Genomic DNA, 24,726 nt, shown 5'->3' with positions numbered 1-24,726 from the left:
AACAAACCGTTTGATCATGCCAGTAAATAATACTATAGACACAGGGCACGATGAGGTGCTGGGCGAAAAACCCGTTTGGTTTATCCGGTATGGCAACCTTATATTACTGATCATGGTGCTGGGCTGCCTGTCTTTTACCGCCATCATCCATTACCCGGACGTAATGCAGGGCAGGGTAGAGATCCGGCATGCGGCCAATGCCTATACAGTAACAGCCCGCCTGCCGGTGTACGGCGCCGGTAAGATCGTGCCTGGCCAGCGGGTATATATTATCCTGGATAAATATCCGGCGGCCGAATTTGGAGAGCTGCTGGCTACCGTAACGGATAAACCGGTACAGGATACTACCGGGATGGTTACTGTAAAGCTGAGACTCAGCACCGGGCTGCAAAGTACCCGCGGGCAGACCGTGGGTCCGGATGAATGGGCTACCGGCGCCTGTAGTATCGTAGTGTCAAAGGAAAGAGTGTTCAAAAAATTGCTAAGAATTTAAACCCTATAATATGAAAAAGAAACAGCAAAAACCCGTAAAGTTGGCCCTTAACAAACAAACCATTGTCCGCTTGAATGCAGCTACCGCCGCCAGGCTCTTTGGCGGAATGGATGAAGGCGTTCCTACTATTGTCCGTTGGTCTGCTGCGGAAATGACCTGCAATTCGGGGACCACTACCGGCGGCGGTGCGATCTCGGCTTAAGTATTCATTACAGGCCTGTAACAAACACATCAACCGGCTGCTATCTTGTAAGCAGCGGGTTGGTGTGTATTTAATTAGAATAATGTGCTATATTAAAACGGTATGCGTATCACTCCTATGAAGGTAAAGTCTGTTATGTTGCAGCACATTCTTGCCTGGTGTATCTTTATCTTATATACCTATCTGACCAATCTGCTGGTGAATTTGCATGAAAATTTCCTGGATGTGGTCTTTGCCAACCTGCTTTCCATCTGGTCGTTTTATGCGGGTTATTTCAGTTTGAAAATGGTTTTTGTTAAGAAGCGGCCTTTGTCAGGTATCTGCTGCTGGCTGACGGGGCTCTTGTTCCTGTTCCTGCTCCGCTATATGTATGCTTTTCATCTATTGGCGCTACTGGATATTAAGCCTTATACAACCGATAAAGGAAAGGTGATCATCCGGGACTCTATCTTTTTATATATGCGGTTCCTGCTTTATTCCGTTGGATTTTATTATGCACGTAAAGCTGTCCTGAAAGAACGGCAATTGCGATTAGCGGAAGAAGAGCGGATGCGCTTGGAGAAACTGAACCTGCAAAGCGAATATGCTTTCTTGAGAAGCCAGATCAACCCGCATTTTCTGCAGAATACGCTGAACTTTTTCTATTCCAAGTCGATGAGCGTATCCAAACAGCTATCGGACGGCATCCTGTTGCTGGCAGAGATCATGCGGTATGCGCAGGTAACAGACGATAGCTCAGATGGCAAAGTGCTGCTGACAAAAGAGGTGGAGCATCTGAAGAATATCATTAAGATCAGCCAGATGCGCTTTAGCAGCAGCCTGTATATTCAACTAGCAATAACAGGGGATATCACCAGCATCCGCGTTATTCCCTTTGTGTTGATCAGTCTTGCAGAGAACGCCCTGAAACATGGAGAGCTGCGTGAAGAGATGCATCCCGTGCTTATATCCCTCAAAGTGGATACGGACCGTGAGACGCTTTATTTTGAGACCAGCAATAAAAAACATACCGGTCCCAGGGAGCTTTCCAGCGGCATTGGGCTGGTGAACATCCGTAAACGGCTAGAATGGATGTACGGCGACAAATTCACTTTCCTGGTACAGGACGAACCGGAATTTTACAATACCTATCTTGAACTAAAATACGAATAGCATGATACAATGTTTTATTGTGGATGATGAACAGCATGCCATAGACGTTATAGCCAATCATATAAAGGAGGTCCAGTTCCTGCAACTGGCCGGCGCTACTACTAACCCAATAGAAGCCATACAGCGGATCAACGAAGGGAAGATAGACCTGGTGTTCCTGGATGTACAGATGCCCAAACTGTCCGGATTAGAGCTGATCACTGCTATACAGCGCCCCGTGCAGTTTGTGCTTGTTACTGCCTACTCAGAATTTGCCACCGCCGGTTTTGACCTGGATGTGTTAGATTACCTGCTTAAACCGGTGCCTTTTCCCCGCTTTCTAAAGGCTGCCCACCGTGCTTTTAATAACTTCTCTTCCCGGGAGGCGTACACACATGTGCAGGAAGAGGATAATATGCAAGGCGATTACATTTTTGTGAAAGTGGAAGTGAAGGGAAAAATGCTGAAGATCAACCTTACGGATATTGATTATGTAGAAGGGATGAAAAATTATATTGCCATCCATCACAACGGCATTAAAACCATGGCCCTGCTAAGTATGAAAGATATTGAGGAACGCCTGCCCAGGAAACATTTTATACGGGTGCATAAATCTTTTATAGTAGCGGTGAAACAGATCAGCATGATAGAAGGTAACACCATCAAACTGGGCGCGCTGAAAACGGAGATCCCCATTGGAGACACCTATAAGCCCGTTTTCTTTGAGCTGATGAAGAAAAAGATCATGGAATGATTTGATAGCATGCAAGCGCGGGTTGGTCACAGGTAAGGCCCAGTTGGTGTATCTTATTTTACAGGCATATAGGTGTATGGTAATTTTGACTTTGGGTACAAAGTAAATTATCGTATGCATCAGATCGTAGAAAGAATATTAAAACAAACTGACCAGCTGATTGAGCAACATCCGCCCAAAAGGGACTATATGCTGGCGGGCTCCCTGGGACTAGGTCTTTATTACTCCCAGTTGTATGAACATTATGAAGAGGAAGCATACCTGGATAGATGCATCCGCATCATCGAGGATGTTTTTAATAAGCTGAACAACGGAGAGCCTTGCCTGTTAGGCGCTTCCCTGGCTAACGGCGTAGCCGGCCTGGCCTATCTCACCAACCTGGTGGCTGGTAAAGGCTGGCTGAATATTGATATTGAGTCGGAGTTTGAAGTGCTGGAGGAATACCTTTTTAAAAGCGCCCTCCAGGAAATTGAAGTGGACTGTGTAGATTACCTGCACGGCGCATTTGGGTGCATCCACTATTTTGCCACCCGTAAACATGCGGAGACACCCCGGCGTTATATCAATGAACTGGTGGACAAGCTGCTGTCCAGGATCATACGGGAAGAGAACGGGGTATGGTTCCGGAACCTGGTCTTAAAAAAAGCCGCAGAACAGGGGGCCAACCTGGGCCTGGCCCATGGGCAGTGCAGCATGCTGATGATCCTGATGAATGTTTTTGATGTATTGGATAACCAGGAGGAAGTAAAAAAAGTGATCCGTCAGGGAGTGGAGTACATTATGTTACAGAAGCGGGATATTGACCCGGAAGAAGGCCGTTATAATATCTTTCCCTTTCATATTAACCGGGAGGAGCCGGAAGCCGCTACCCCGAACCGGCTGGCCTGGTGTTATAGCGACCTGAACGAAGTGCTGCTGTTTTATAAGGCTGCCAGTTTTCTTAAATGGGATGAGCTTAAAAGGCTGGCCGACCTGGTGGGGCTGCAGACGTTGATGCGCAAGGACCGTCCATCTACGTTGATAGATGATACGCATTTTTGCCATGGCTCTGCCGGCGTGGCGCAGGTTTACCGGAGGATCTACCAGGAGAGCGGGCTGGTGGCTTATGAGAAGGGGTATGAGTATTGGATAGAGCAGACGGTGCTGATGCTGGAGCATGAGTTGCGGACGGATTATTACAGGGGGAAGGAGTCTGATTTGCTGGAGGGATTGGCGGGAGTGGGGTTGACGTTGTTGTCGTTTATATCGAGGAAGGAGTTGAAGTGGAGTGAGATGTTGTTGTTGTGAAATTGAGTGAAAAAAAATTTGGCGAATTGAAAATAGTTTTTACCTTTGCAATCCCATCAAACGAAAGGATGATGGTAGAAAGGAAGGGAGTTTAGCTCAGTTGGTTCAGAGCATCTGCCTTACAAGCAGAGGGTCGGCGGTTCGACCCCGTCAACTCCCACAGAAGAGAGTCCTGCCAGATGGCGGGACTTTTTTGTTTGTATGAGGTTCTGGAGGATAACGCTGCCCGGCCAATATAAACCCAAAGTCCCGCCACCAGGCAGGACTTCTTTATATATGCTTCTTAGGGGTAATGAATCGAAATGGTTCCGGCCGTTACCGGATATGTAAAACGCCCTGCTTGTCGAAAGAGTATTGGATATCATTAAACGCTTTCAGCAGTTCCAGCGATTTTTCCATGGGTTTGTTGCGGTCTATCAGTCCGGTGAATCGTTTCTGGCTGATCTTCGGGTCGTCTATGACTACTTCTACGCCAAACCACCGCGGGATCACCTTGCATACTTCCCCCAGGGTTGTATTATCAAAATAATAGATCCCCTGCCGCCAGGATAATACTTCATCCGCATAAAAAGGCCGTACCTGGATATCGCCCGCCGCAATAACTGATTCGAACCCAGGTTTCAACGCGCTATGTTTACCATTGCCCTGCACCTTTACTGCGCCTTTTACCAGCGCCACCCTTTCTACGCCGTCGGTATAGGTGTTAATATTAAACTCTGTGCCCAGCACCTGGATGGTGCTGTTAGGCAAATGCACCAGAAATGGTTTTGACTCATTGTGGGATACCTTAATATAAGCTTCTCCCGAGATGGATATTTCCCTGGAGGCGCCGGCAAAGGTAAAAGGGAACTTTAAGGTAGTCGCAGAATTCAGCCACACCTCAGATCCATCAGAAAGCTCTATCTTATAATCTTTGCCGGCAGGTACTGTTAAAGTAGCCAGGTTAAGATGCTCATCATTGGTATTGGTCGTAGAATAGCGCAAGGTCTTATTTAAATTATGTAATGTCATGGCGCCTACCGGTACCTGCCCCTGGGAGGTGCTGAGATCAATTTTTTCGCCGCCGGGCATTTGCAGCTCAATGTTATGCCTGGAGGAATAAACAATGGACGGTTTTTGTTTTATGAAGAATTTTGAAAGATAGATGCCGCCAATGACCGCCAGAATAGTAGCGGCCACGCTGGTAGCCAATCGTATATTAAACACCTTTTTGCGGCTTTTCTGGACATCCGGTAAGATCCGGTTCAATACTTCCTCCGGGTTATATGCCGCCTTCCATTCCTGTATGTCTTCCCTGGCATGGAAATCATGCCGTTCTTTCCATACTGCATAGGCCGCAGGATCGTTAGCAACACTTTGTTGCAGGAACTTCCGATCCTCATCGCTAATGATATTGGCGATCTCCTGTCCCGTAAGATTCTCAATTTGATCTAAGAAGTTCATATTCTATCTAAATACAGCATTGGCATTAAAACATACTAAGTTGATCACCGGAATTTTGACTTTTTCCGGAGAATGGATAGTCCCCTGGCTACGGCATTTCTGAGTGATTGTACCGGCTGACCCGTTTTTAGCGCGATGTTCTCGTAACTTTCGCCATCCAGATAATACATCTCAATAGCACTCCGGGCTGCATTGCCTTTGATAGCTTCCACGGCTTTCCTCACTTTGTTCGCCAGTTCCTCATTGTTTTTGTCACCGGGAAGCTCAGGAGGGGAGATGTGCTCATTCGTTTGGCGAAGCTGATAATTAACGTAATTCTGCGCGGCTTTATCCTTATGTACTCTATTGATATAGGCATTCCGTAAGGAAATAAAGAGAAACTTACGGATGTCTTTGCTGGCGTCGATACTGGCCCGCTTTTCCCAGAGATTGGCAAATACTTCCTGTACCAGGTCTTTGGCATCGTCCTTATCCTGGCAATAGAAAAGCGCTTCGCCATACAGCCAGGAACTATAGTTATGGAATAGTTCTGTGAATGCCTGCTCACTGCCCTTTTTAAAAGCTGCTACAATTGATATGTCTGTGCTATGCGTGTTTTGCATTTATTTCAGCATGACTACGATTCGGGAGGCGTAAGTTAAAGAAGACAACGGACGAAGGACCGGTGCACGATAGCAGTTATCCAGAGAGAATTTACAACATTCGTTGGGATCGTAAAAATATAGTTTAAGAATGACAATTACAATACCTCTAAATCTCATGTAGATTTAATGAAAAAAATTCAATTATACGGTTAATTCAATGTAAACCCCATGTTACTTAATTGTTATTAGTAAAATTTTTTTCAATGTGCCTTAGTATGTTTTTTATAGGTTCTTGTATTTAGAAGAGAATGTTCAGAAACTATAGATTGTTATGTTCAGTATGCAAGGTAAAATCAGCTTCAACAGTGAACGCAGGTCTTTTCAATCGGTAATACATATGATGTCAAGTTTGCGTTCTTAGAACGTTAACCAACTATTAACAATTTTCACAAGCTCTTAACTAAAACTAACGATTAAACGCTACTAATCTATGGTACAAACTTGGGGTCAATGGATGTTCAGAATACTGGCATTGAGCATCCTTATCCACACATCCTTATGCCTGAAAGGGATGCCACGCGGTCAAAGCGACCAGGGCAGCAAAAAAGTGACAGTGATTGCAAATAATAATACGTTAAGGGATGTATTCCGGAGTATCAAAAAGCAGACGGGGTTGGAGTTTTTTTATAGTACGGCGGTGTTGAATCAGGAGGAGAAGGTGACGGTGAATATGGTGGATAAGACGTTGGATGCTGTGTTGGGGAGGTTGTTGCAGGGGAAGGGGTTGACATGGGTGTATATGGATAATATTGTGAGGATAGGGAGGGAGGAGGAGAGGAAGAGTAGCGTGGGAGATGAGGTTGTAGGTGATACGGCGGTGACGGCGCAGGCGATTAGTGGGAAGGTAGTAGCGGCGGATGGGACACCGATACCGGGGGCGACTATAATCATTGAACGAACAAAAGACGGCGCCACCAGCGATGCTGAAGGAAAGTTTAGTCTATCAAATACAAAAGCTAATGATGTAATTGCAATAAGGTCTGTTGGTTTTAAGTCAAGGGAGATTTCCATTAAGGGTAAGACATTACTGGTTCAGCTGGAAATTGCTGTAAATGCTTTGGATGAAACTGTCGTAGTAGCCTATGGCACCAGCACAATGCGTTCTAATGTAGGAGCGTTAATGGTTGTAAAAGGGGAAACAATCGCCAATCTGCCAAATAGATCCTTCGATAAAAGTCTGCAAGGTCAGGTGCCAGGGTTATTGGTTACGACAGGTAGCGGAGCCCCTGGGGGAGGACTAAGCAATTTTGTATTAAGGGGAATTGGAACCGGAGGGGAAAAAACTCAGCTGTCATTTAGACAACCACTTATTGTTATTGATGGCGTTCCGACAGTATCGGTGGATTTTATTGAGGCACTAGGACCTTCAAATGCTCCGCCTTCCACCAATGCCCTGGCACAATTGAATACGGATGATATTGAGACAATTTCTGTGTTGAAGGACGCTTCTGCTATAGCTTTATATGGATCAAAAGCAAGTAATGGCGTTATCCTGGTTACTACAAAAAAGGGCAAGGCCGGCAAAACATCGTTTAGCTTTCATCATTTAAGTGATGTGTCAAGTCCCATTTATAAAAGAAATAAGTCCCTTAACCAGCATGAATACCTTGAGTTATTAAAGGAATCGTATAAAAATTCGGATTCGTCTTATTGGACAGATGACCGTATCAATAGTGATTTAGGTTCATTGTTCCCAACGTACTCAAATGCCCAGGGTACGCCGGTCTTTTATGATCAGGAGGATTGGTTCAAGGCAATTTATAATAATACCGCGATTACAAATACAGATGAGCTTTCAATTTCGGGGGGAAATGATAAAACGCTGTACTATTTCAATACGGGGTATACCTCGCAAAAAGGAACAATAAAGCATACCGGATTCGATCGACTGTCTTTGCGGTATAATTTTTCAAATCAAATAAATCCATGGATTAAAATTGGCTTGAATTCGAGCCTGTCCTATACCAATCAGAGTTATTTAAATAGTAACAGCAATGGTTATTTTGCCGGCGCATCTGGATTTCCGTATACCATACCTGTATTGGATCCCATTCATTTGAAAGACGGGACTTATTATTTGCAACCATTTGTTACTCCGGGAAGTTATTTTAATAATCCACTCGCAGATTTGGAGTACGATATAAACAAAACACAATCATATCGAGTAATAACCAGTTTATATGGAGAATTGAAATTCCTGAAGGATTTTACTTTTAGAACTGATGTAGGAACCGATGTGTTAATTGCTCAAATTAAGCAAAAAACAGACCCCCGGCTATCTACGAATATATATTCACCACCAGGTGTCGGAGAGATACAAGATTTTAATGATTTTTATAACAGAATAATTAATACGAATGTTCTGCGATATAGCCGATTGTTAAATGGCAAGCACGCTATTAATTTTTTGCTGGGACAGGAAGCACAAATCGAGAGAAGAAATTACTTTATAGGAATTAAACAAGGGTTGTCAATCCCCTATTTGAACGATTTATCAGCCGCTACAACGGTAGTTGACACAAGAGGAACTAGCTCCAAAACTACGTTGCTTTCATTTTTTTCACAAATGAATTATAGTTATAATGGTACGTATCACCTTTCATTGAGCGCTCGTAGAGATGGCTCCTCCAAATTCGGAGAACGTAACAGGTTTGGGAACTATTGGTCGGTAGGCGGCGGATGGGAACTAACAAATGAAGCTTTTTTAAAGCAGAGCAAACTGTTAAATTATCTGAAAATCAGAGCTAGTATTGGATCGTCTGGCAACTCGGCGACAATTAATGTGGTGGATCGTTATAATCTGGTTGCAGCAGGTAATTATAATAATTTGCCTGCTGGTATTGTAACCCCAGGTAATCCAAATATAGGCTGGGAGAAAGCGTTGAATAAGGATATGGGAGTTGATTTTAAAGTATTCAACGAACGGTTGTCAGGTACAATTGATGTATACAAACGAGATATTTCAAATTTGCTGTACTTCATTACTCTCCCTCCGAACTCCGGAACTGTAGGTGTAAACGGAAATATTGGGAAAATGCAGAATAAAGGTGTGGAGGTGACAATATCGGCGGATGCCATCATCAAAGATAATTTTAGTTGGAACATAAGTTTTAATTGGAGTACAAATAAAAACAAATTAATCAAGGCAGATGTACCATTAACAACCGATGGGAATTTCATAAATAAAGAAGGGGAAAATTTTAATTCCTTCTATTTAGTTCGGTGGGGAGGTGTGAATCCTGACAATGGGGCTCCTCAATGGCTTGACAAAGATGGAAAAGTAACTAGTACTTACTCATATGACGATAGGGTGATTGTAGGAAAACCACAGCCGGACGGTTATGGGGGGATCACCAATAATTTCCGCTATGGTAATTGGGATTTGTCATTTCTCCTATATTATCAATATGGATATAAGATATATGATGAGACGTCTGCGAGTATGATTAATGATGGCGCTAATTTTCCATACATGAATCAATCAAAGCAGGCATTGGACAGGTGGCAGAAGCCTGGAGATCATGCTGCTAACCCTAAAAGGGTGTTAAATAATACTGCAACGGTTGATGCTAATTATTATACAAGTACACGGTTTTTATTTGACGGAGATTTTGTCAGGTTGAAAAACGTGTTGCTTGGTTATACATTTCCAACCAGTTGGATCAGGAGAATAGGTATTAGTAAAGCAAGGTTGTATGGACAGGCATATAATCTGGCGTTATTGACAAAATTTAAGGGAATCGATCCGGAGAATATAGGGATAGCTGGCGCTCAAGGATTCGCATATCCACAAGCAAGGTCTTATTCTTTAGGACTGGATATTAATTTCTAATAAACATGCTATTTGATAGCTCATTGAAGACGTAAAAATGACCGATATGAAACAGTATGCTCACCGCCTTATATTGCCCCTTCTAATAATTTTGGTATCCTGTAAAAAGGACTTTATGAATACTCCGCCCGGAGACAAGGCGGTTACAACAGAATATATAAACAGTCTGGCTGCATGCGATGAATTATTAAATGGGGTTTATCTTAAACTAAGTAATCCGTTTTATACCGGTTTAAATAATATCGTTTATGCAGAGGTGATATCTGATAATGCTAAGCCTAAAACAGGCGCCTCTCAATTGAATGCTCCTTACCTGTGGTCTATGACCACGAGTATGTCAGTAAGTACATCCAATTCCGGATTGGAAATGAATTCTACATGGGCTTCAGGATATGCTGTACTACGTCAGTTGGCATATGTGCTCGAGAATGTAGACAAGTACCGAAGCGAGGATACAAAGAAGGCGGATAATATAAAAGCTCAGGCACTTGCAATAAGAGCGTTAGTACATTATCAACTGGTTAATGTTTTTGCTCAGCCATATTTCTTTACGCCAGATGCATCTCATCCCGGAATTCCTTATGTAATAGCGTCTGATTACTCTTTAGCAATAAAGAGAAGCTCGGTAGCAGACGTGTACAAAAATATGATTGCTGATTTAAATGATGCGATTCCATTATTTGCAGGAGAGAACAAGAAAGTGGTAATGAATAAAAATGCGGCAAGGGCATTGTTGTCCAGATTGTACTTGTTTAAGAGGGACTATGTAGACGCTGTTGGATTGTCTTTGCAGGTGCTAGCAGAGGTTCCTCTTATGATGAATACGACTTCTCTTCCCACTAATTATCCGCATAATTTATTTACGGATAATGAATCGGAGGCGTTGTTTCAGTTAACTCCATTAGCTATTGGAATTAATGCAAGCGTGAGTACGTCTTATGCGGGATATTATTTTAATTCAACCAATCCTATATTCTATGCAACCGCTGATGTAGCAGATTTATTGGCAGAGTATGCCCAGGATTTGAGAAACGAATGGGTTAAAAAATCGGGCGACAATTGGATTATAACTAAGTTTCCCAAAGGGGTGGTCGCTGGCTTTTCTGATCCTTCAAAATCACATTATCAAACGTTACTTCGCTCGTCTGAAATGTGTTTGACGGCTGCGGAGTGCTATTGCTCTCTTAATAAAGAAGACAGCGCCAGATACTATCTTAACCTTATTAGAGAACGGGTTGGTGTCCCTATAGTAAATGCAACTGGAGTGGCTCTGACTGATAGCATTGCGAAGGAACGAAGGAAAGAGCTGTGTTTTGAAGGGATCCGAATGTATGATCTTCTTAGAGCCGGGAAGAGCATTTATAGAAAGGATGCAACGAATCCACTGGCAGTGACTTTGCCATATCCAAGTAATAAGGCAATTGCGCCTCTTCCATTAACCGAAACTCAATTGAACGGGCTGGAACAGAACGTTGGCTACTAATATAATAGATTGAAATTATAATACACCTTAAAAGAATAACTATGATCGTGTGTAAAAAGAGAAGTTACTTCTTACTTTTCATATGTGTACTCCTTATTTGTTGTCAGAATATTTATGGTCAGAAATTGACGGTGTTGACTGGCTATGCAGAAAAGTTAAAAAATACGGATTCAATTACTATTACTCTGGATGATGGAGGGAATGCGGACTATCATAAGGATAGAATCAAAGTGCCACTAACGGATGGACGTTTTTTCTTTAAAAAAACGCTTACTCATCCAGCAATGGTCGTAACTCCGTTTAATAGTGGAGGGTATAGCTATATCATGGAGCCGGGGGATAGCATCAACATTTTTATTGACGAAAATAACAGCCTCGCTTTTTCTGGAAGGGGGAGTTTAAAATTCAGGATAATTGAAGATGCTAAGATCATAAATGACAGTGTTAGGCTACCACCGAACCCTTACTTCACGAGTTGTGACTCAATAGGAGATTACCTGGCAATGTGCCATTGGGTAGATACAGTACAGATAAAGCGTCTTGCATTCCTGGAAACTTATAAAGACAGCATTTCTTCTAATGCTTTTTTGTTAATGCAGGCGGCTCTTATTACTCAGGCTGAATCTTATCGACTGAGGAAAATGCAGTCGCTAATGGCTGCAGTACACTTTTTTAAAACAATAAAAGTGTCTAAAGAGGAACTGGGAGATTTGTATGATAGTACAGTAGAGCGATCGGCGTTTAGAAATATTATTGCGCGGCACGACGATATTTCAGCTGGCTGGTATGCAACCGAACTCGCATTAATGTATTTGCCGACTAAGAATTGGAGGGATAACAATTTTTCAGAAACTAGCTTTGAGGCAATAGGAGATGAATACAAAGAGGCGGGAATGTTATTTAATGGGCTTCTTCGAGAGAAAATAATATCATTGAGATTAAAGTTTTGGCTAGGTAATAGAGCAATAGGAGACAGATTTGTTGATCTTCAGAATTGTGTAAAGGATTATCTATCCAAAAGCGATTATCCTGAATATAAATCCTGGATAAATGGTATATATGAAAAGGCTGTGAAAGTAGCGAAGGGAAATAGAGCACCGGGTTTTTCTCTGTATGATCATAATGGGGAGTTAGTATCATTGGAAGATCTAAAGGGTAAAGTGATATTACTTGATTTTTGGTTTACAGGGTGTGGCCCTTGTGCGGGATTAGTACCTGTAATGTCAAAGATTGAAAATGCTTTTAACAATAACCCTGATGTGAAATTGGTGAATGTGTCGGTGGATGAAGACTTGGGTAAATGGAAGAAAAGTTTGATAGAAAGGAAGTATACAACAGGATCTGGTATTTGCCTGAACATAGGTAAGACTTCAACCGTTAATGACTACAATGTACACAGTTTTCCTAGTGTATTTTTAATCGATAAAGGCGGATATATTGTAAGTATATCTCCGCCCGACGCCAGGCCATCAAATAATGGAGAGGAGATGATTGAACAGATAAATAAGCTATTGAAGCCAGCTGAGCATCATCACTAGCCCGCCATATCTTTCTTTAAACTATAATAGCCGTTTCTATGAAGAGGTTCTTAATATTCTGTTTACTTATTGTGGTTTTGCTAGGTAAAGGATTGGCAGAGAGGCCAAATATTGTTACTACTGACGGACCGTATGTTTTTTATTTGAAAGATTCCATTGAGGTCAGGGAGATCGTTGACAGTAATGGCCGGCTGGTTCCTGTAAAGAGTTTATATTTTAATAGTGAAAAGCCGCGGATTAAGCTAAATGTACCGGTAGTTGGAAACCCAAAGCATGGTTTTGCTGTTTCCCTAAAGGATATAGTGGGTGAGGAGCCGTCAGTATTTCCAAACATCGGTAAGATGCTGATTGTATCTGACATTGAAGGAGAGTTTGAGGGGTTCAGGCAGCTTATGATTTCAAATAAAGTAATGGATAGCTTGTACAATTGGACTTTTGGCAGTGGACATTTAATTATCTGTGGAGATTTGTTTGATAGAGGGCAGGATGTGGCAGCTTATCTGTGGTTACTTTACGAACTCGAGGGGGCTGCAAAAGTGCACGGAGGATATGTTCACGTATTATTAGGCAATCATGATATCATGAACTTATCTGGTGATTGGAGATATGTGGAACCTAAGTATTTTGAACAAGCCGCAATAATGGGAAAAGATTATAGTGAGTTGTACGCGGACCGTACTGAATTGGGAAAATGGCTACGTTCGAAGAACATTATTGAAAAAGTCGGTGATTATCTTTTTTTACACGGAGGCATCTCCCCGGAGCTCCTTAAGAAGAATTGGCGGATTTCAGAGATTAATAGTATCGCCAGGCCCTATTATGGCATAAATAGCGCTAATATACCCGATTCTTTAAGAGTATTGTTTGATGGTGAGACCTCTCCGTTTTGGTATAGGGGGTATTTCGAAGAAAGTGCTCCAACATCTCTCTCAGAAATTGAAAGGACATTGTCTTTATACAATTGCAAGTATATTGTGATTGGACACACAATTGTTGATGAGATCAAGCCACTATATGGCGGTAAGGTATTTGCGGTGGATGTTAACCATCATAAAGGTGTTCACCAGGCATTATTAATTGAAAACGGAAAGCCTTACATGACAGACAGCAATGGAAATCTAACAGAGTGGTATATGCGATAATAAAGTTGAGTTAAATTATGCTTGGACAAATTTTTATTTTCAGACCTACCAGCGAATTTATGAACTGAAATTCCTTTACAGCCGATGTTAGTAATTTAGTGTTGTATCCTGAGCGCTCGGATCAATCATTTGTTAACTAATAAAAACTGTAATTACTATGCAAAAAAGAACTTTTTGGGGCATGCTGATTTTAGCAATGTCTAGCGTTACTGCTTTCGCTATTCCCTCCATGAAAGCACCCAAAGCCCCCATTCAAGCATTAGATGGCCGTTGTATTCAGAGCGGAGCTGTTTGGAGCTGTGTTACTGCAACCAACCCGACATGTAAAACTGATCTGACTCACGGAGGAACTACTAATGCTCACTTCCAGGCAGGCCACGTAAGTAAAGCTGCTTGTGATGCCATACATTAATAGATAGTATAACTAGAATTTTGGCAGCTTTCCACTGAGAAGGTGGAAAGCTGCTTTATTTGTATTTCTATGTATAAATCTTTGATAGTGTATGAAATCCTGTTTGTTAAAATTTGTTTGTCAGCATTCCTATAAAATAGGACTATTTATTTGGGTGACCCTTATGGGATGCTATAGCGGAAATGAAGCGCAGTTGCCGCCACCCAGCCACATCCCCCTTAGTGCCAGGTATCAACTTGCAGGTGTGGCAGTAACCACAGACACAATAAAATTGCCTATTGATTCATTGACAGAAAGCAAATTTTCATGTTTTAATTTTAAACAGCTGGGTACTCAATCGGTTTTCGCTTTTTTTGATAAAAATACATTCTTACTCAATATATATGATCTCCATCGAAAAGAATGTATAAAGCGATTGAATATAAAAGAGATTGCTAAGGATTATAGGCCATTGTTGAGAACCAAAGTATATTTCAAAAGCTATGACAGTATTTATGTTTATAGTAATATGAATCTTTACCGAATTGATACAAATGGAACAGTAAAGGATAGTATTGGGTTATTGTTTGATCCCTATCGGGCATCCTCTTCTTTCCAAAATACGAGTCCGCCTGTATTTGTGGACAATCAATTGGTTTTGCCTGCATCACCTACGCTAGATTGTACCAATAAAGGGGATTTGCAAAAGTGGCGGCTCGTATACAGGATTGAATGGAATATTTCCAAAGCGTCCCTGTTATACAAATTGCCAGAGTGGTCTTTGGATAGTATGTATGATAAGCAGTTTTTGGCGCCCTCATACTGCTATAATCCGCTGAGTAAGCAGTTCGTTTTTAGTTTTGCCCCGGATAGTAATATTTATGTAACCGATCTTGTAAAGACACATTATTCTTATTCATGTAGAAGTCAAGGCGTCTCTAAGAATATGCCATCTTTTACTCTAGAAGACATTAAAGATGGCGAAAGTAGTTATAAAGCCTTTTTGAAGAGGGATTCATATGGGCCGGTTTATTTCGATCCTTACATGAAACGTTATTTAAGGGTTGCGGAGAAGAAAATTAACGGACTTGAGTATTCGGATAAACAATTGATAAAAGAGCATAGCATTCTTATTATGGATAGCAGTTTTAGGGTTATTGGAGAATCTATTGTGGATAAGAATATTAATCTATATAGCTTAATATTTACTCCTAATGGGATGTATGCCAGGGCTGATAGTACAAGAAGCGAGGATACCATTTATCTGGTGAAGCTTGATTATGAAGATCTGGCTGATAAAGTGCTTACCAAAAAATAATAATTAATTTTTAAAGATCTTGTAATATGATGTTCAAAATATCAAAGTACCTCATATTTTTCTTTTTTGCAGGAATGGGATGTATTTCCGGGCATAGAGAGAACTTACAGACTTCAATTATTCAGGGAGATACATTGCAAACTAATTTGTTTAATAAACTTGTTGACTTGACTGGACATTCTATACCTGAGAACCGACTGTCCGATTCATTGTCATTTATGATAATACCAATAGATGCATCATGTAATTATTGCCGTGATAAATCTGTTGATAGTTTGAATACTGCATTGGACGAAATGAACAATCATCATTTTGCTATTATCACTGGCAATGGGATGAAAGCGATTAAAGCTTATTTTTCTGGTGATAAAAGAAATATGCCAGTTAAGGATGGTCAGGTATTCGTAGATTTCGAAAACAAAGCGTATCTGAATGACCTTGTTTTTCTTCATCCAACATTTTACTATAGCTTCAACAAAAGAGTGTATGTAAAGGTGAAGACCGTACCGATTACAATACATGATGATTTGAGACGCTTCTTTGTAAATTGACCTATGTGGAATGTGCAAGCAGTTATCTATGGATATTTTCTTGCTATGATGTATTATAATAATGGCATTTGGGCGAACTGCTTTTTGGGAAAGATGTTTGTATCTTTTTCCAAAAGCAGTTCGAGATGAGATAAAAGGTGAAAAGGTTTGTAAAGTTGGGAAAGATCTGGAAGAATGTGTAGAGCTATGTACCTCAGATTGAATAAGGTGTTTTGGAGGAGGATTATTGACTAAGAGAAAAGTGGGAACTTTATTTCATCTTGATTGCAGTATCTTAATAAAAAGTGTACGACACCGCTGCATCCAACCATGAAATCGGGAACGGGACTTTTTGCTTTCTGCACGAGCCAATAAGTGCCATAATGTGGGTCAACCTGTTTTAATTGCATTATCACTTTAACAATCCATCCTGCCCGTTCGTTCCATTGACGGTCCCCTAACGTTCTAAATGCTTCCAAATAGATTTCACCCAAGCCGCTAATGCCATGACATTGACTTAAGTTGTTTGCCACCACTTTTTCGTCATAATTGTATAATGCTCCTCGGGCAAATGAAGCATAGGTTTTTTCTTTCAATATACTGTAGGCCTTTAAGAATACCAGCGCTATACCAGGAGGGCCCTCGCACCACCACCGTGAAATTTCCCTGTCGGTCCGGGTATTCCAGGAAAGAACGCCTTGGTTGCTGGACGACTGCCGCATTAGCCAATTTAAACCTTTTATAGCCCCGTGTAAGGCAGTATCATTGTCATATCGTTGAGCATATTCTAAAAGGAAATAAATTATACCTCCTACACCATTTGCAAATCCGGGAATTTTTTCCTTTTTATTTTGGCTATTTAGTCGTATCCAGGAGCCATCTTTTTCTTGCGTTCCCAACAATAGGTCAACGTAGTTTTTTAGATGGCTTTTCATCAGACCGGGATCAATGTGGTCATGACACAACCAATAAGCCATTCCCTGGCCAGCGATGCCATGTGCAAAGTTTAGTTGGTCATTGCTTCTGGTTAACCAGGTTTCTATCCAGTTGGAGAATTTTTTTTCGGGAGATAAGATTCCTTGTTGTATTGAAATTGATATTGATGAGGAGATCCCGGCACTACCGAAATGCAGACCTGGTAATAGGTCGATTGTATCATTAATAATCCCTTGCTCCAGGAGTTCAATCCCTTTGTAAATATATGGTTGAGAACTGTCTATATTAGCGCCGGTTTTCCTGGCAACGCTTAATAGGTATAGTATGCCGGCCATACCGCGACTGAATAGGAGGTAATACCCTTTATCTAATCTGCCTTCACTATTCTGTCCATCAGTTAGTGCGCTTTCGGAGAACCATATGTACTCGTCAGCCATTAATGGCGATGAGATTGCGCGTATGGCATCTTGTATAGTCTCTTTAAGCTGTATTTGCGAAATCGAATGATTTGTTTGTGGATTTTGTGAAGGAGTTACGTGTTCTATGTCAGACTTATACTGTTCGATTGCCTTTTTTATTGTTGACAGAGCGGGACGGCCTTCAGCTTCAGTAAGTAGGCAGTTTGTGATGTTACCTGCCAGGGTTGCGTCACTAATAAAAAAACGTACATTTTCTTCTGTGCGGTTGGAATTTGGATCGATAATTTTAATTGGATCTATTCCTGTAAGCACTTTGAAAATAGTTGCTCCCACAGCATAGACATCTTCTTTTATAGTGGGTAAGGAGCAAGCCAATTGCTCAGGCGACATATAGCCGAAAGTGCCCAGCATAAAAGGCGGTGAGGGTGAATGTTTTGAAATTGAATATGATAGCTCCAGGTCAATAATATGTAGCTTATCTTTTTTATCTATAAGAAAGTTTTCGGTATTTACATCACGATGAATATATCCTTCATTGTGTAGACGTTCTAGTAGGTCAATTAATTGCAATAGATAGTCCAAAAAAGTAATAGCCTTGTTTTCGTGTTGATCGAAATGATTCCATAGTTTGGCTCCATACTCATTTCGTTTCGATGCCAGCGATTTACCATTTATGTAATCTATTGCTATGTAATAGGAATTATCCGCCTCAAACGAGTCTAACAGTCTTGGTAGCCGTAGTTTTCCTGTAAGGTTAGAATGCAATTCTCGTTGCCATAATATTCTGTCCCTGATGTCGCGGTCATATTTATCTACATATGCGCCTCGTTTCCCTTCTTTTAAGATGCATAACCCCCATTTGAATAGTCCCTTTATATAAAAGCATTTTATTACCTCTCCTTTTATGTCATTTTTTAGTTTCTTTAATACGAGGTAATGTTGGTTTATTATTTTCTTATCTGTATTTGATTTATCGTCATTCCGCATGGCGGCTACTTGATAAAGGTTTTCATTTTCTTCCATATAATTATTTTGTAGGATTATCAGAGCTCGATATTACCAATACACTGGCTATAAGCGGGTTGTTACATTGCACTTTGGATGAAATGCCATCATGAAACTCCCATCTTCATCATAGTAATAACTCTGCCGGGAATTTGAAAACTTTATAGGTGCACCTAGTTCTTTCATTATATTCAAATAGAGATAAACGCTTCTTTCGCAAATACCTATTTTTTCTGCCAGCTCCGCTGGTGTACCGGTGTTTTTTATTCTAATGAAATAATCGATCCTTTGGATTCGGTGAAAGATTTCTCTTGACATAAAAGATTGTTTGAGCGGATTTTACCATGAAGACGGTATGATGAATGCTAATCAGATATTTTTGTTCCACCTAGACAGGCAGAACATTCTCTTCATAGCAAATAACCCCGTAGACGCGACTCGTCGGGGGGCAATAATATAATGTACTCGAGTGATGGGCACAGGTTTACAGTGGTTCATGGTCCTTAATTTTGAGGGTTCCGTATCAAATGAGTCCGACAACTTATTGGCCGCAGAGCGGAGTCAACAGATTTAACTGTTTGTCTTTTGCTTATAAAAACGGGTTACATTCATAATCATGGGCAAATAAAGATACGTTAGCCGTCTCTTTTGCGTCTATATGAAGTTACTGTTAATTGCAGGTTAACTACTATCAATCCTGCCAAAAATTAATAGTCAATTTGACCGTTATTTGCTTTATACACCATAGGCGTCATTCCCGTTATCTTCTTGAACGCCCTGATAAAATTGCTTGGCTCCGTATAGCCCACCTCAATGGCCACTTCATTTATAGTAAGCGAAGTTTCTAGCAGCAGTTTGGATCTCTCTATCTTTTGTATAGTAATAAAATCATGTACACTCATCATAGACAGCTGTGAAAAAAGCTGCTGCATTTTGGTTTTTCCAATCTTAAAATGGCTGCATAGAAGAGGAATGGTCAATTTTTTATCTAAATTATTTGTTATAAACGCTTTTATTTTTTCGTACTCTTCCCGGTCGCTTCCCAAAACAGGATATTTCCTAAATTGTTCCTCGAGATCATTTAAGGACAACAACAATAGCCTTTTTGAACTGCTCTCAATCGTAATATGCCCAATGGTACCATTTACCTTATTGGCGAGTATACTATCCAACAATAGCCTGTTTCGATGTGAAATGACCGGCGCCTTTTGATATACTACCGGTAAATTATGCTCCGCCCTGAGGGCCACCTCTTTTAGGAAATCATATTGCTGAGAGAACTCTGATAATACATCTCGTTTCACATCTAACCGGCAGAACCTGTAAATGCCGGGCGTCAGAGCCATAAGGTATTGATCTGGCGGCAACCCGGCTAATTGAAACTGTCCCTCACTTAATGAAAGCGCGATGGAGGAGCCATCAACTGATTGGGTTATTTCGTTCTCCAGCATATACGTCAATGACAGAAGGAAGTCTGAGGTATCTACCTGAAGGATAGTATCTATACTTAGCACAATTACATAGTAGGTGAAGGTCAGGATGTCGTAGTCTACCAGCTGTTTTAGGATAACGCCAAATGCACCTTTGATGGTTGACCCAATGGCGCCACCTATGATGTGTTTTTTATAACGGGAATCAATTGCAGGCAAAGTTACAAGCTCTCCTGCAGACCAGTTAAAAGGAAGTAAGTTCATATGGTCTTTAAGAGGGTTTTAAATGCTTTGTGCAGATAGGTTAAAGGTAATTAGTTGAGTAGGAGAGACTGTTTTACCGGCAGCCTGACAAATATTTCTCCTGTTATAATGAATGAATAACGGTATCGATCTGGTAATATGGGCATGGTATTGAGTTAAACATTTAACAAATGGTACGGGCAAGACAGCTATTGAATACTAACTTTCTTTAGCAGTTATGAGTTACTTTAATAATGTCTTTAATGGTATACCTAAATTAACTAAAAGAGAACAGTGGCAGATCGGATAACTAAATACGACAAAAACTATTTGTCCGTTTGGATAAAAAATGGGTAGAGGCACAAAAAAATTACCCACCCCTTTGCAATTATTAGAAAAAATATATCTTTGCACTCCCGCTTTGGAAAAGTCATCGCGGAAGCAAATAGAAAAATATTTTGAATTTGACTTTAAGATAGAATTTTCTATATTTGCAACCTCTTAGAATAGAACGTCTTAATAGAGACTTCAAGATATTGGGAGTTTAGCTCAGTTGGTTCAGAGCATCTGCCTTACAAGCAGAGGGTCGGCGGTTCGACCCCGTCAACTCCCACGAAAGTCCTGCCTGGCGGCGGGACTTTTTTGCTTGTATCAACCTCTATTGTTACGGCATAAAAAAACAGCCAGCGATCTCCCGCCAGCTGTCAATATCTTCCAACCTAAACACCACCTTACCTCAACTCCCAATCCACCAATCCATTCACCCATTCCTTCCTATACGGCGTCGTAATCTTAATATAATTATCCGTATACCCTTCCATCATCCCCTCCTTATCATGCCCTTCAAACAACACCTTCCGCGTCTGTCCCAGGTGCTGTTCCGTAAAATACTGCATCTTTTTATGACTCAGATTCCGCAGCATCTTATTCCGCTCATGCCGGACGTTCACTGGTACTACCGGCTGTATCTCCAGCGCATGGGTATTGGCGCGTTCAGAATAAGTAAATACATGCAGATAAGACACATCCAGCCCATGCAGAAAATCATAAGTATCCCGGAAGTGCTCATCGCTTTCTGACGGGAAGCCTACGATCACGTCCACGCCAATAGCGCAATGCGGCATGAATTGTTTGATCAGCGCTACTTTTTCCGCGTACAGTTCCCGGCGGTAGCGGCGGCGCATCAGTCCCAGTATCTCGTTGTTGCCACTTTGCAGGGGAATATGGAAATGAGGCATGAATTTGCGGCTGTTGGCTACAAACTCAATGATCTCGTTGCTCAGCAGGTTAGGCTCTATAGAGGAAATGCGGTAGCGTTCAATGCCGTCCAGCGCATCCAGGGCCTGGATCAGCTCAAAAAAGGTCTCTTCCCTTTTTTTGCCGCCCTGCAGGCCTTTGCCAAAATCGCCCAGGTTTACGCCGGTGAGTACGATCTCCTTTACGCCGCTGGCTGCCAGGGTGCGGGCATGTGTTAATACGTTCTCCACACTGTCGCTGCGGCTTTTACCACGGGCCATGGGAATGGTGCAGAAAGCGCAGGTGTAGTCGCAGCCGTCCTGTACTTTCAGGAAGGTGCGGGTACGGTCGTGCAGGGAGTAGGAGGCATGGAAGGATGATACGTCCTCAATATCGCAGGAGCAGATCCTGGTGCTATCGCCTTTGGTCAGCGTTTTCAGGTGGTCTACGATATTGAATTTTTCGGCGGCGCCCAGTACCAGGTCCACGCCTTCGATGGAGGCAATTTCTTCCGGTTTCAGCTGGGCATAGCAGCCGGTGATCACTACCATACTTTCCGGCGCCCGGCGTTGGATACGCCTTACAAGTTGCCGGCATTCTTTGTCGGCATTGTCGGTAACGGAGCAGGTATTGATCACATATACATCTGCCAAACCATCAAAATCTGTCTTCACAAAGCCGTCCTGCTCCAGCAACCTGCTAATGGTAGAGGTCTCTGAAAAGTTCAGCTTGCAGCCCAGGGTGTGAAAAGCTACTGTCTTGGACGTTGTCATAAAGGAGGGCAAAATTACAAAAAAAGCCGTTTATTCCCTCCCAAGGCTCCTGATAGGGTTGGCCAATGCCCCTTTGATGGCCTGCACGCTTACAGTGCACAGGGCAATAAGCACCGCCACTGCGCCTGCCAGGGCAAACATCCACCAGCTAAGCGGGATCCGGTAGGCAAAGCCCTGCAGCCATTTGTCCATCGTCCACCAGGAAATAGGGGTGGCGAGGAGCAGGGCGATCAATACCAGTTTCAGGAAGTCCTTGCTCAGCAATTGAACAATACCGGGAATGCTGGCGCCCAGCACTTTACGGATCCCGATCTCCTTGCTCCGTTGTTCCGCACTAAAGGCTGCCAGCCCAAACAGGCCCAGGCAGGAGATCAGAATGGCCATGCCGGTAAAGGCGTTGATGATGTTGGAAAGTACGATCTCGGTTTCATATTGTTTTTGTACTTCATCGTCCAGGAAGCTGTATTGGAAGGGCAGGCCCGGCGCGTTCCGCTGCCAGATGATTTTTATTTTGGCCAGCAAAGCCTTGTAGTTGCTGCTTTCGGTATTTACCATTATATCGCAGAGGGCCGGGCTTTGGGGATCGTAGAGCAGCATAAAGGGTTTTACGGTCTCATGCAGGGAGTTGAAATGAAAATCCCGTACAATACCGGCCACCTCATAGGCTGTTGCCGGTTCGTCGCCGGAGCTTACATACAATCTGGCGCCTTCCGCTGTATTGGGGTTGATCCGTAGCCGTTTAGCCAGGGTGGCGTTGATCAGTACCCGGCCGGAGTCGAAGTCCCGGAAATCACGGCCGGCCAGCAGGCGAATGCCGGCTGCCCGTACAAAGTATTTGTCGGATACCATGATCGGCACATCCTCTCCATCGGCCGCGTTCCCGCCAGGCAGGTATACGTTCCTGGTCATGAGGGTCTGTTTGCCCAGCTGACTGTTGCTTCTGGTGACGGCTTTTACTTCCGGTAGCTGCTGCAGGTCCGCTGTGAGGGCGGTTATATTAACGCCGCCGGTGTAAATATTGAAGATCAGCTTTTGATCCCGTTCAAATCCGAGGTCCTTGTGGCGTATATAATGCAGCTGACTGTAGATCACCACAATTCCGGTGATCAGCACAATGGACAGCACAAACTGAAAAACCACCAGGGAACGGCGCAGTCCTGCTGCGGATATGCGGTTGCTGAAGTTGCCCCTGATCACTTTAATGGCCTGGAAAGCAGAAAGATAAAGGGCGGGATAAAGACCCGCCATCAGGCCGGTGGCGGTGGTTATGCCAAGTAAGATCAACCAGGGGCGGTAATCACTGAGAAAAGACAACCGGATCTCTGCCTCTGTGATAGTGTTCAGGAAAGGCAGCAGCAGGTATAATAAAGGAACAGCCAGCAATACGCCCATCAGCGAAAGCAGGAGGGATTCGCCCAGGAACTGCCGGACCAGGTCTTTCCTGCCTGCCCCCATCACTTTCCTTACGCCCACTTCCCTGGCCCTTTGTGAGGCCCTGGCTGTAGAAAGGTTCATGAAATTGATGCAGGCGATCACCTGTATCAGTATAGCGATCAATAGCAGGATCCGTAGAAAAACGGGGCTGACGGTCTTGCTCAACTCTACCTCATAACTGGTATCTGTATGTATGTCCGCGATGGGCTGAAGGGTCAGCAGCTTTTCCATGTGGAGGGCTTGCAGCTGCTCCTTGCCATAACGCTGCAGGAAGGCAGGTAGTTTCCGCTCCAGCGCTGTCTTGTCTGTGCCGGGTTGCAGTTTTACATAAGCATACAGCATATTACCGCCCGCCCAGGAATCTGTACGGCGTACAATATCGCCAATCAGCCCGCTGTTCATATTAATGAACATACCGGCATCAATATGGGAACCACCCAGGCTTTCGTCTACTACGCCAGTCACCGTCAGCGTTTCCTCGCCTGCCTTATTATTGATCCGGATGGTTTTACCCATGGGATCTTCCTTGCCAAACAGCTTGTCTGCGGTAGATTTCAGCAACACGGTGGAAAAGGGCGCCATCAGTGAGCGGGGAGTGCCGCTGATGAAATGATAGGAGAATACATCGAAAAAAGTGGAGTCGGCAAAAAGCACATGTTGCACGTAGAAAGATTGGTCCTGGTATTTAAGCAGGTGCTGTTCGGCCCCAAAGACACGGGGCTCCAGTACCCGGGTAAATTGCGCCACCTCCGCGAAATCACGTTTCATAGCAGCAGCGGCAGGAGGCGAGGAGACTGCCAGCAGGTGAACATCGCCAGCAGTTTTCAGCGTGCTCGTAATCCGGTATATATCTCCGGCATGATCTTCGTGCTTGTCATAACTGTATTGATCCGCCACATACATCACGATGTACAGGCAACAAAGCGTGCCAATCGTCAAACCAATCACATTGATAAAACTGAAGGTCTTATTCTTTGAAAAGCTGCGGAAAGCAGTTTTCAGGTAACTCCTGATCATGGTAACGTGGGTTTGGTATTCCCGGAGCTAATAAAATGCCATTTA

19 protein-coding genes and 2 tRNA genes are annotated in these 24,726 nt (G+C 42.8%); 14 read left to right on the top strand and 7 right to left on the bottom strand.

What is annotated here, in order from left to right:
* Positions 1-16: 16 nt before the first annotated feature.
* The 6 genes from F0L74_RS28900 (at position 17) to F0L74_RS28875 (ending at position 4,027) form a co-directional block, all read left to right on the top strand.
* A complete protein-coding gene (locus F0L74_RS28900) occupies positions 17-493 on the top strand; it encodes a hypothetical protein (RefSeq protein WP_149841366.1) in 477 nt (158 codons plus the stop codon).
* A 10-nt stretch (positions 494-503) separates the two neighbouring features.
* Positions 504-695 carry a class I lanthipeptide gene (locus F0L74_RS28895; RefSeq protein ID WP_149841365.1) on the top strand — a complete coding sequence of 64 codons (192 nt, stop codon included), beginning with the start codon at positions 504-506 and terminating at the stop codon, positions 693-695.
* A 102-nt stretch (positions 696-797) separates the two neighbouring features.
* Positions 798-1,847, top strand: a complete 1,050-nt coding sequence (locus F0L74_RS28890; protein WP_149841364.1) for a sensor histidine kinase — start codon at positions 798-800, stop codon at positions 1,845-1,847.
* Between the two features lies 1 nt (position 1,848).
* Positions 1,849-2,580: a LytR/AlgR family response regulator transcription factor gene (locus tag F0L74_RS28885; RefSeq protein ID WP_149841363.1), complete on the top strand. Its 732-nt coding sequence runs from the start codon at positions 1,849-1,851 to the stop codon at positions 2,578-2,580.
* Positions 2,581-2,694: 114 nt separating this feature from the next.
* Positions 2,695-3,867: a lanthionine synthetase C family protein gene (locus F0L74_RS28880; RefSeq protein WP_149841362.1), complete on the top strand. Its 1,173-nt coding sequence runs from the start codon at positions 2,695-2,697 to the stop codon at positions 3,865-3,867.
* Positions 3,868-3,952: 85 nt separating this feature from the next.
* Positions 3,953-4,027, top strand: a tRNA-Val gene (locus F0L74_RS28875).
* Between the two features lie 155 nt (positions 4,028-4,182).
* On the opposite strand, the gene F0L74_RS28870 is transcribed toward F0L74_RS28875, so the two are convergent.
* Both F0L74_RS28870 and F0L74_RS28865 read right to left on the bottom strand, forming a co-directional pair.
* Positions 4,183-5,310, bottom strand: coding sequence for a FecR family protein (locus F0L74_RS28870; RefSeq protein WP_149841361.1), 1,128 nt, complete (start codon positions 5,308-5,310; stop codon positions 4,183-4,185).
* A 44-nt stretch (positions 5,311-5,354) separates the two neighbouring features.
* Positions 5,355-5,912: an RNA polymerase sigma factor gene (locus tag F0L74_RS28865; protein ID WP_149841360.1), complete on the bottom strand. Its 558-nt coding sequence runs from the start codon at positions 5,910-5,912 to the stop codon at positions 5,355-5,357.
* Positions 5,913-6,384: 472 nt separating this feature from the next.
* Here F0L74_RS28865 and F0L74_RS28860 point away from each other — a divergent pair, with 472 nt between their 5' ends.
* The 7 genes from F0L74_RS28860 (at position 6,385) to F0L74_RS28830 (ending at position 16,209) form a co-directional block, all read left to right on the top strand.
* Positions 6,385-9,786 carry a TonB-dependent receptor gene (locus F0L74_RS28860; RefSeq protein ID WP_149841359.1) on the top strand — a complete coding sequence of 1,134 codons (3,402 nt, stop codon included), beginning with the start codon at positions 6,385-6,387 and terminating at the stop codon, positions 9,784-9,786.
* Positions 9,787-9,832: 46 nt separating this feature from the next.
* A complete protein-coding gene (locus F0L74_RS28855) occupies positions 9,833-11,269 on the top strand; it encodes a RagB/SusD family nutrient uptake outer membrane protein (protein WP_188316214.1) in 1,437 nt (478 codons plus the stop codon).
* A 41-nt stretch (positions 11,270-11,310) separates the two neighbouring features.
* On the top strand, positions 11,311-12,807 hold the full coding sequence (locus tag F0L74_RS28850) for a TlpA family protein disulfide reductase (RefSeq protein ID WP_149841357.1): 1,497 nt from the start codon (positions 11,311-11,313) through the stop codon (positions 12,805-12,807).
* Between the two features lie 38 nt (positions 12,808-12,845).
* A complete protein-coding gene (locus F0L74_RS28845; RefSeq protein ID WP_149841356.1) occupies positions 12,846-13,949 on the top strand; it encodes a metallophosphoesterase in 1,104 nt (367 codons plus the stop codon).
* Positions 13,950-14,106: 157 nt separating this feature from the next.
* Positions 14,107-14,361, top strand: coding sequence for a hypothetical protein (locus tag F0L74_RS28840; RefSeq protein ID WP_149841355.1), 255 nt, complete (start codon positions 14,107-14,109; stop codon positions 14,359-14,361).
* A 91-nt stretch (positions 14,362-14,452) separates the two neighbouring features.
* On the top strand, positions 14,453-15,658 hold the full coding sequence (locus F0L74_RS28835; RefSeq protein WP_149841354.1) for a DUF4221 family protein: 1,206 nt from the start codon (positions 14,453-14,455) through the stop codon (positions 15,656-15,658).
* Between the two features lie 26 nt (positions 15,659-15,684).
* Positions 15,685-16,209, top strand: coding sequence for a hypothetical protein (locus tag F0L74_RS28830; RefSeq protein WP_149841353.1), 525 nt, complete (start codon positions 15,685-15,687; stop codon positions 16,207-16,209).
* Positions 16,210-16,439: 230 nt separating this feature from the next.
* Here F0L74_RS28830 and F0L74_RS28825 read toward each other — a convergent pair whose 3' ends face one another.
* The 3 genes from F0L74_RS28825 to F0L74_RS28815 form a co-directional block, all read right to left on the bottom strand.
* Positions 16,440-18,566, bottom strand: a complete 2,127-nt coding sequence (locus F0L74_RS28825) for a lanthionine synthetase LanC family protein (RefSeq protein WP_149841352.1) — start codon at positions 18,564-18,566, stop codon at positions 16,440-16,442.
* A 48-nt stretch (positions 18,567-18,614) separates the two neighbouring features.
* Complete coding sequence (locus F0L74_RS28820; protein WP_149841351.1) at positions 18,615-18,866, bottom strand: hypothetical protein; 252 nt, start codon at positions 18,864-18,866, stop codon at positions 18,615-18,617.
* Positions 18,867-19,255: 389 nt separating this feature from the next.
* Entirely contained in the window at positions 19,256-20,242 is a 987-nt protein-coding gene (locus tag F0L74_RS28815) for a helix-turn-helix domain-containing protein (RefSeq protein WP_149841350.1), read from the bottom strand.
* 517 nt (positions 20,243-20,759) lie between these two features.
* Here F0L74_RS28815 and F0L74_RS28810 point away from each other — a divergent pair.
* Positions 20,760-20,834: transfer RNA gene (locus tag F0L74_RS28810), tRNA-Val, on the top strand.
* Between the two features lie 118 nt (positions 20,835-20,952).
* On the opposite strand, the gene mtaB is transcribed toward F0L74_RS28810, so the two are convergent.
* Together mtaB and F0L74_RS28800 are read right to left on the bottom strand one after the other, a co-directional pair.
* Positions 20,953-22,230, bottom strand: coding sequence for a tRNA (N(6)-L-threonylcarbamoyladenosine(37)-C(2))-methylthiotransferase MtaB (mtaB, locus tag F0L74_RS28805; RefSeq protein ID WP_149841349.1), 1,278 nt, complete (start codon positions 22,228-22,230; stop codon positions 20,953-20,955).
* A 30-nt stretch (positions 22,231-22,260) separates the two neighbouring features.
* Positions 22,261-24,681, bottom strand: a complete 2,421-nt coding sequence (locus tag F0L74_RS28800) for an ABC transporter permease (protein WP_149841348.1) — start codon at positions 24,679-24,681, stop codon at positions 22,261-22,263.
* Positions 24,682-24,726: the final 45 nt, after the last annotated feature.

Source organism: Chitinophaga agrisoli (assembly GCF_008386695.1).
GTDB lineage: Bacteria > Bacteroidota > Bacteroidia > Chitinophagales > Chitinophagaceae > Chitinophaga > Chitinophaga agrisoli.
Note: the sequence above shows the minus strand (reverse complement) of the source record. Positions and strands in the feature narration are given on the sequence as shown.

Coding starts and splice junctions, on each gene's coding strand:
- F0L74_RS28900 (WP_149841366.1), top strand. CDS start 17: ATGCCAGTAAATAATACTATAGACACAGGGCACGATGAGGTGCTGGGC.
- F0L74_RS28895 (WP_149841365.1), top strand. CDS start 504: ATGAAAAAGAAACAGCAAAAACCCGTAAAGTTGGCCCTTAACAAACAA.
- F0L74_RS28890 (WP_149841364.1), top strand. CDS start 798: ATGCGTATCACTCCTATGAAGGTAAAGTCTGTTATGTTGCAGCACATT.
- F0L74_RS28885 (WP_149841363.1), top strand. CDS start 1,849: ATGATACAATGTTTTATTGTGGATGATGAACAGCATGCCATAGACGTT.
- F0L74_RS28880 (WP_149841362.1), top strand. CDS start 2,695: ATGCATCAGATCGTAGAAAGAATATTAAAACAAACTGACCAGCTGATT.
- F0L74_RS28870 (WP_149841361.1), bottom strand. CDS start 5,310: ATGAACTTCTTAGATCAAATTGAGAATCTTACGGGACAGGAGATCGCC.
- F0L74_RS28865 (WP_149841360.1), bottom strand. CDS start 5,912: ATGCAAAACACGCATAGCACAGACATATCAATTGTAGCAGCTTTTAAA.
- F0L74_RS28860 (WP_149841359.1), top strand. CDS start 6,385: ATGGTACAAACTTGGGGTCAATGGATGTTCAGAATACTGGCATTGAGC.
- F0L74_RS28855 (WP_188316214.1), top strand. CDS start 9,833: ATGAAACAGTATGCTCACCGCCTTATATTGCCCCTTCTAATAATTTTG.
- F0L74_RS28850 (WP_149841357.1), top strand. CDS start 11,311: ATGATCGTGTGTAAAAAGAGAAGTTACTTCTTACTTTTCATATGTGTA.
- F0L74_RS28845 (WP_149841356.1), top strand. CDS start 12,846: ATGAAGAGGTTCTTAATATTCTGTTTACTTATTGTGGTTTTGCTAGGT.
- F0L74_RS28840 (WP_149841355.1), top strand. CDS start 14,107: ATGCAAAAAAGAACTTTTTGGGGCATGCTGATTTTAGCAATGTCTAGC.
- F0L74_RS28835 (WP_149841354.1), top strand. CDS start 14,453: ATGAAATCCTGTTTGTTAAAATTTGTTTGTCAGCATTCCTATAAAATA.
- F0L74_RS28830 (WP_149841353.1), top strand. CDS start 15,685: ATGATGTTCAAAATATCAAAGTACCTCATATTTTTCTTTTTTGCAGGA.
- F0L74_RS28825 (WP_149841352.1), bottom strand. CDS start 18,566: ATGGAAGAAAATGAAAACCTTTATCAAGTAGCCGCCATGCGGAATGAC.
- F0L74_RS28820 (WP_149841351.1), bottom strand. CDS start 18,866: ATGTCAAGAGAAATCTTTCACCGAATCCAAAGGATCGATTATTTCATT.
- F0L74_RS28815 (WP_149841350.1), bottom strand. CDS start 20,242: ATGAACTTACTTCCTTTTAACTGGTCTGCAGGAGAGCTTGTAACTTTG.
- mtaB (WP_149841349.1), bottom strand. CDS start 22,230: ATGACAACGTCCAAGACAGTAGCTTTTCACACCCTGGGCTGCAAGCTG.
- F0L74_RS28800 (WP_149841348.1), bottom strand. CDS start 24,681: ATGATCAGGAGTTACCTGAAAACTGCTTTCCGCAGCTTTTCAAAGAAT.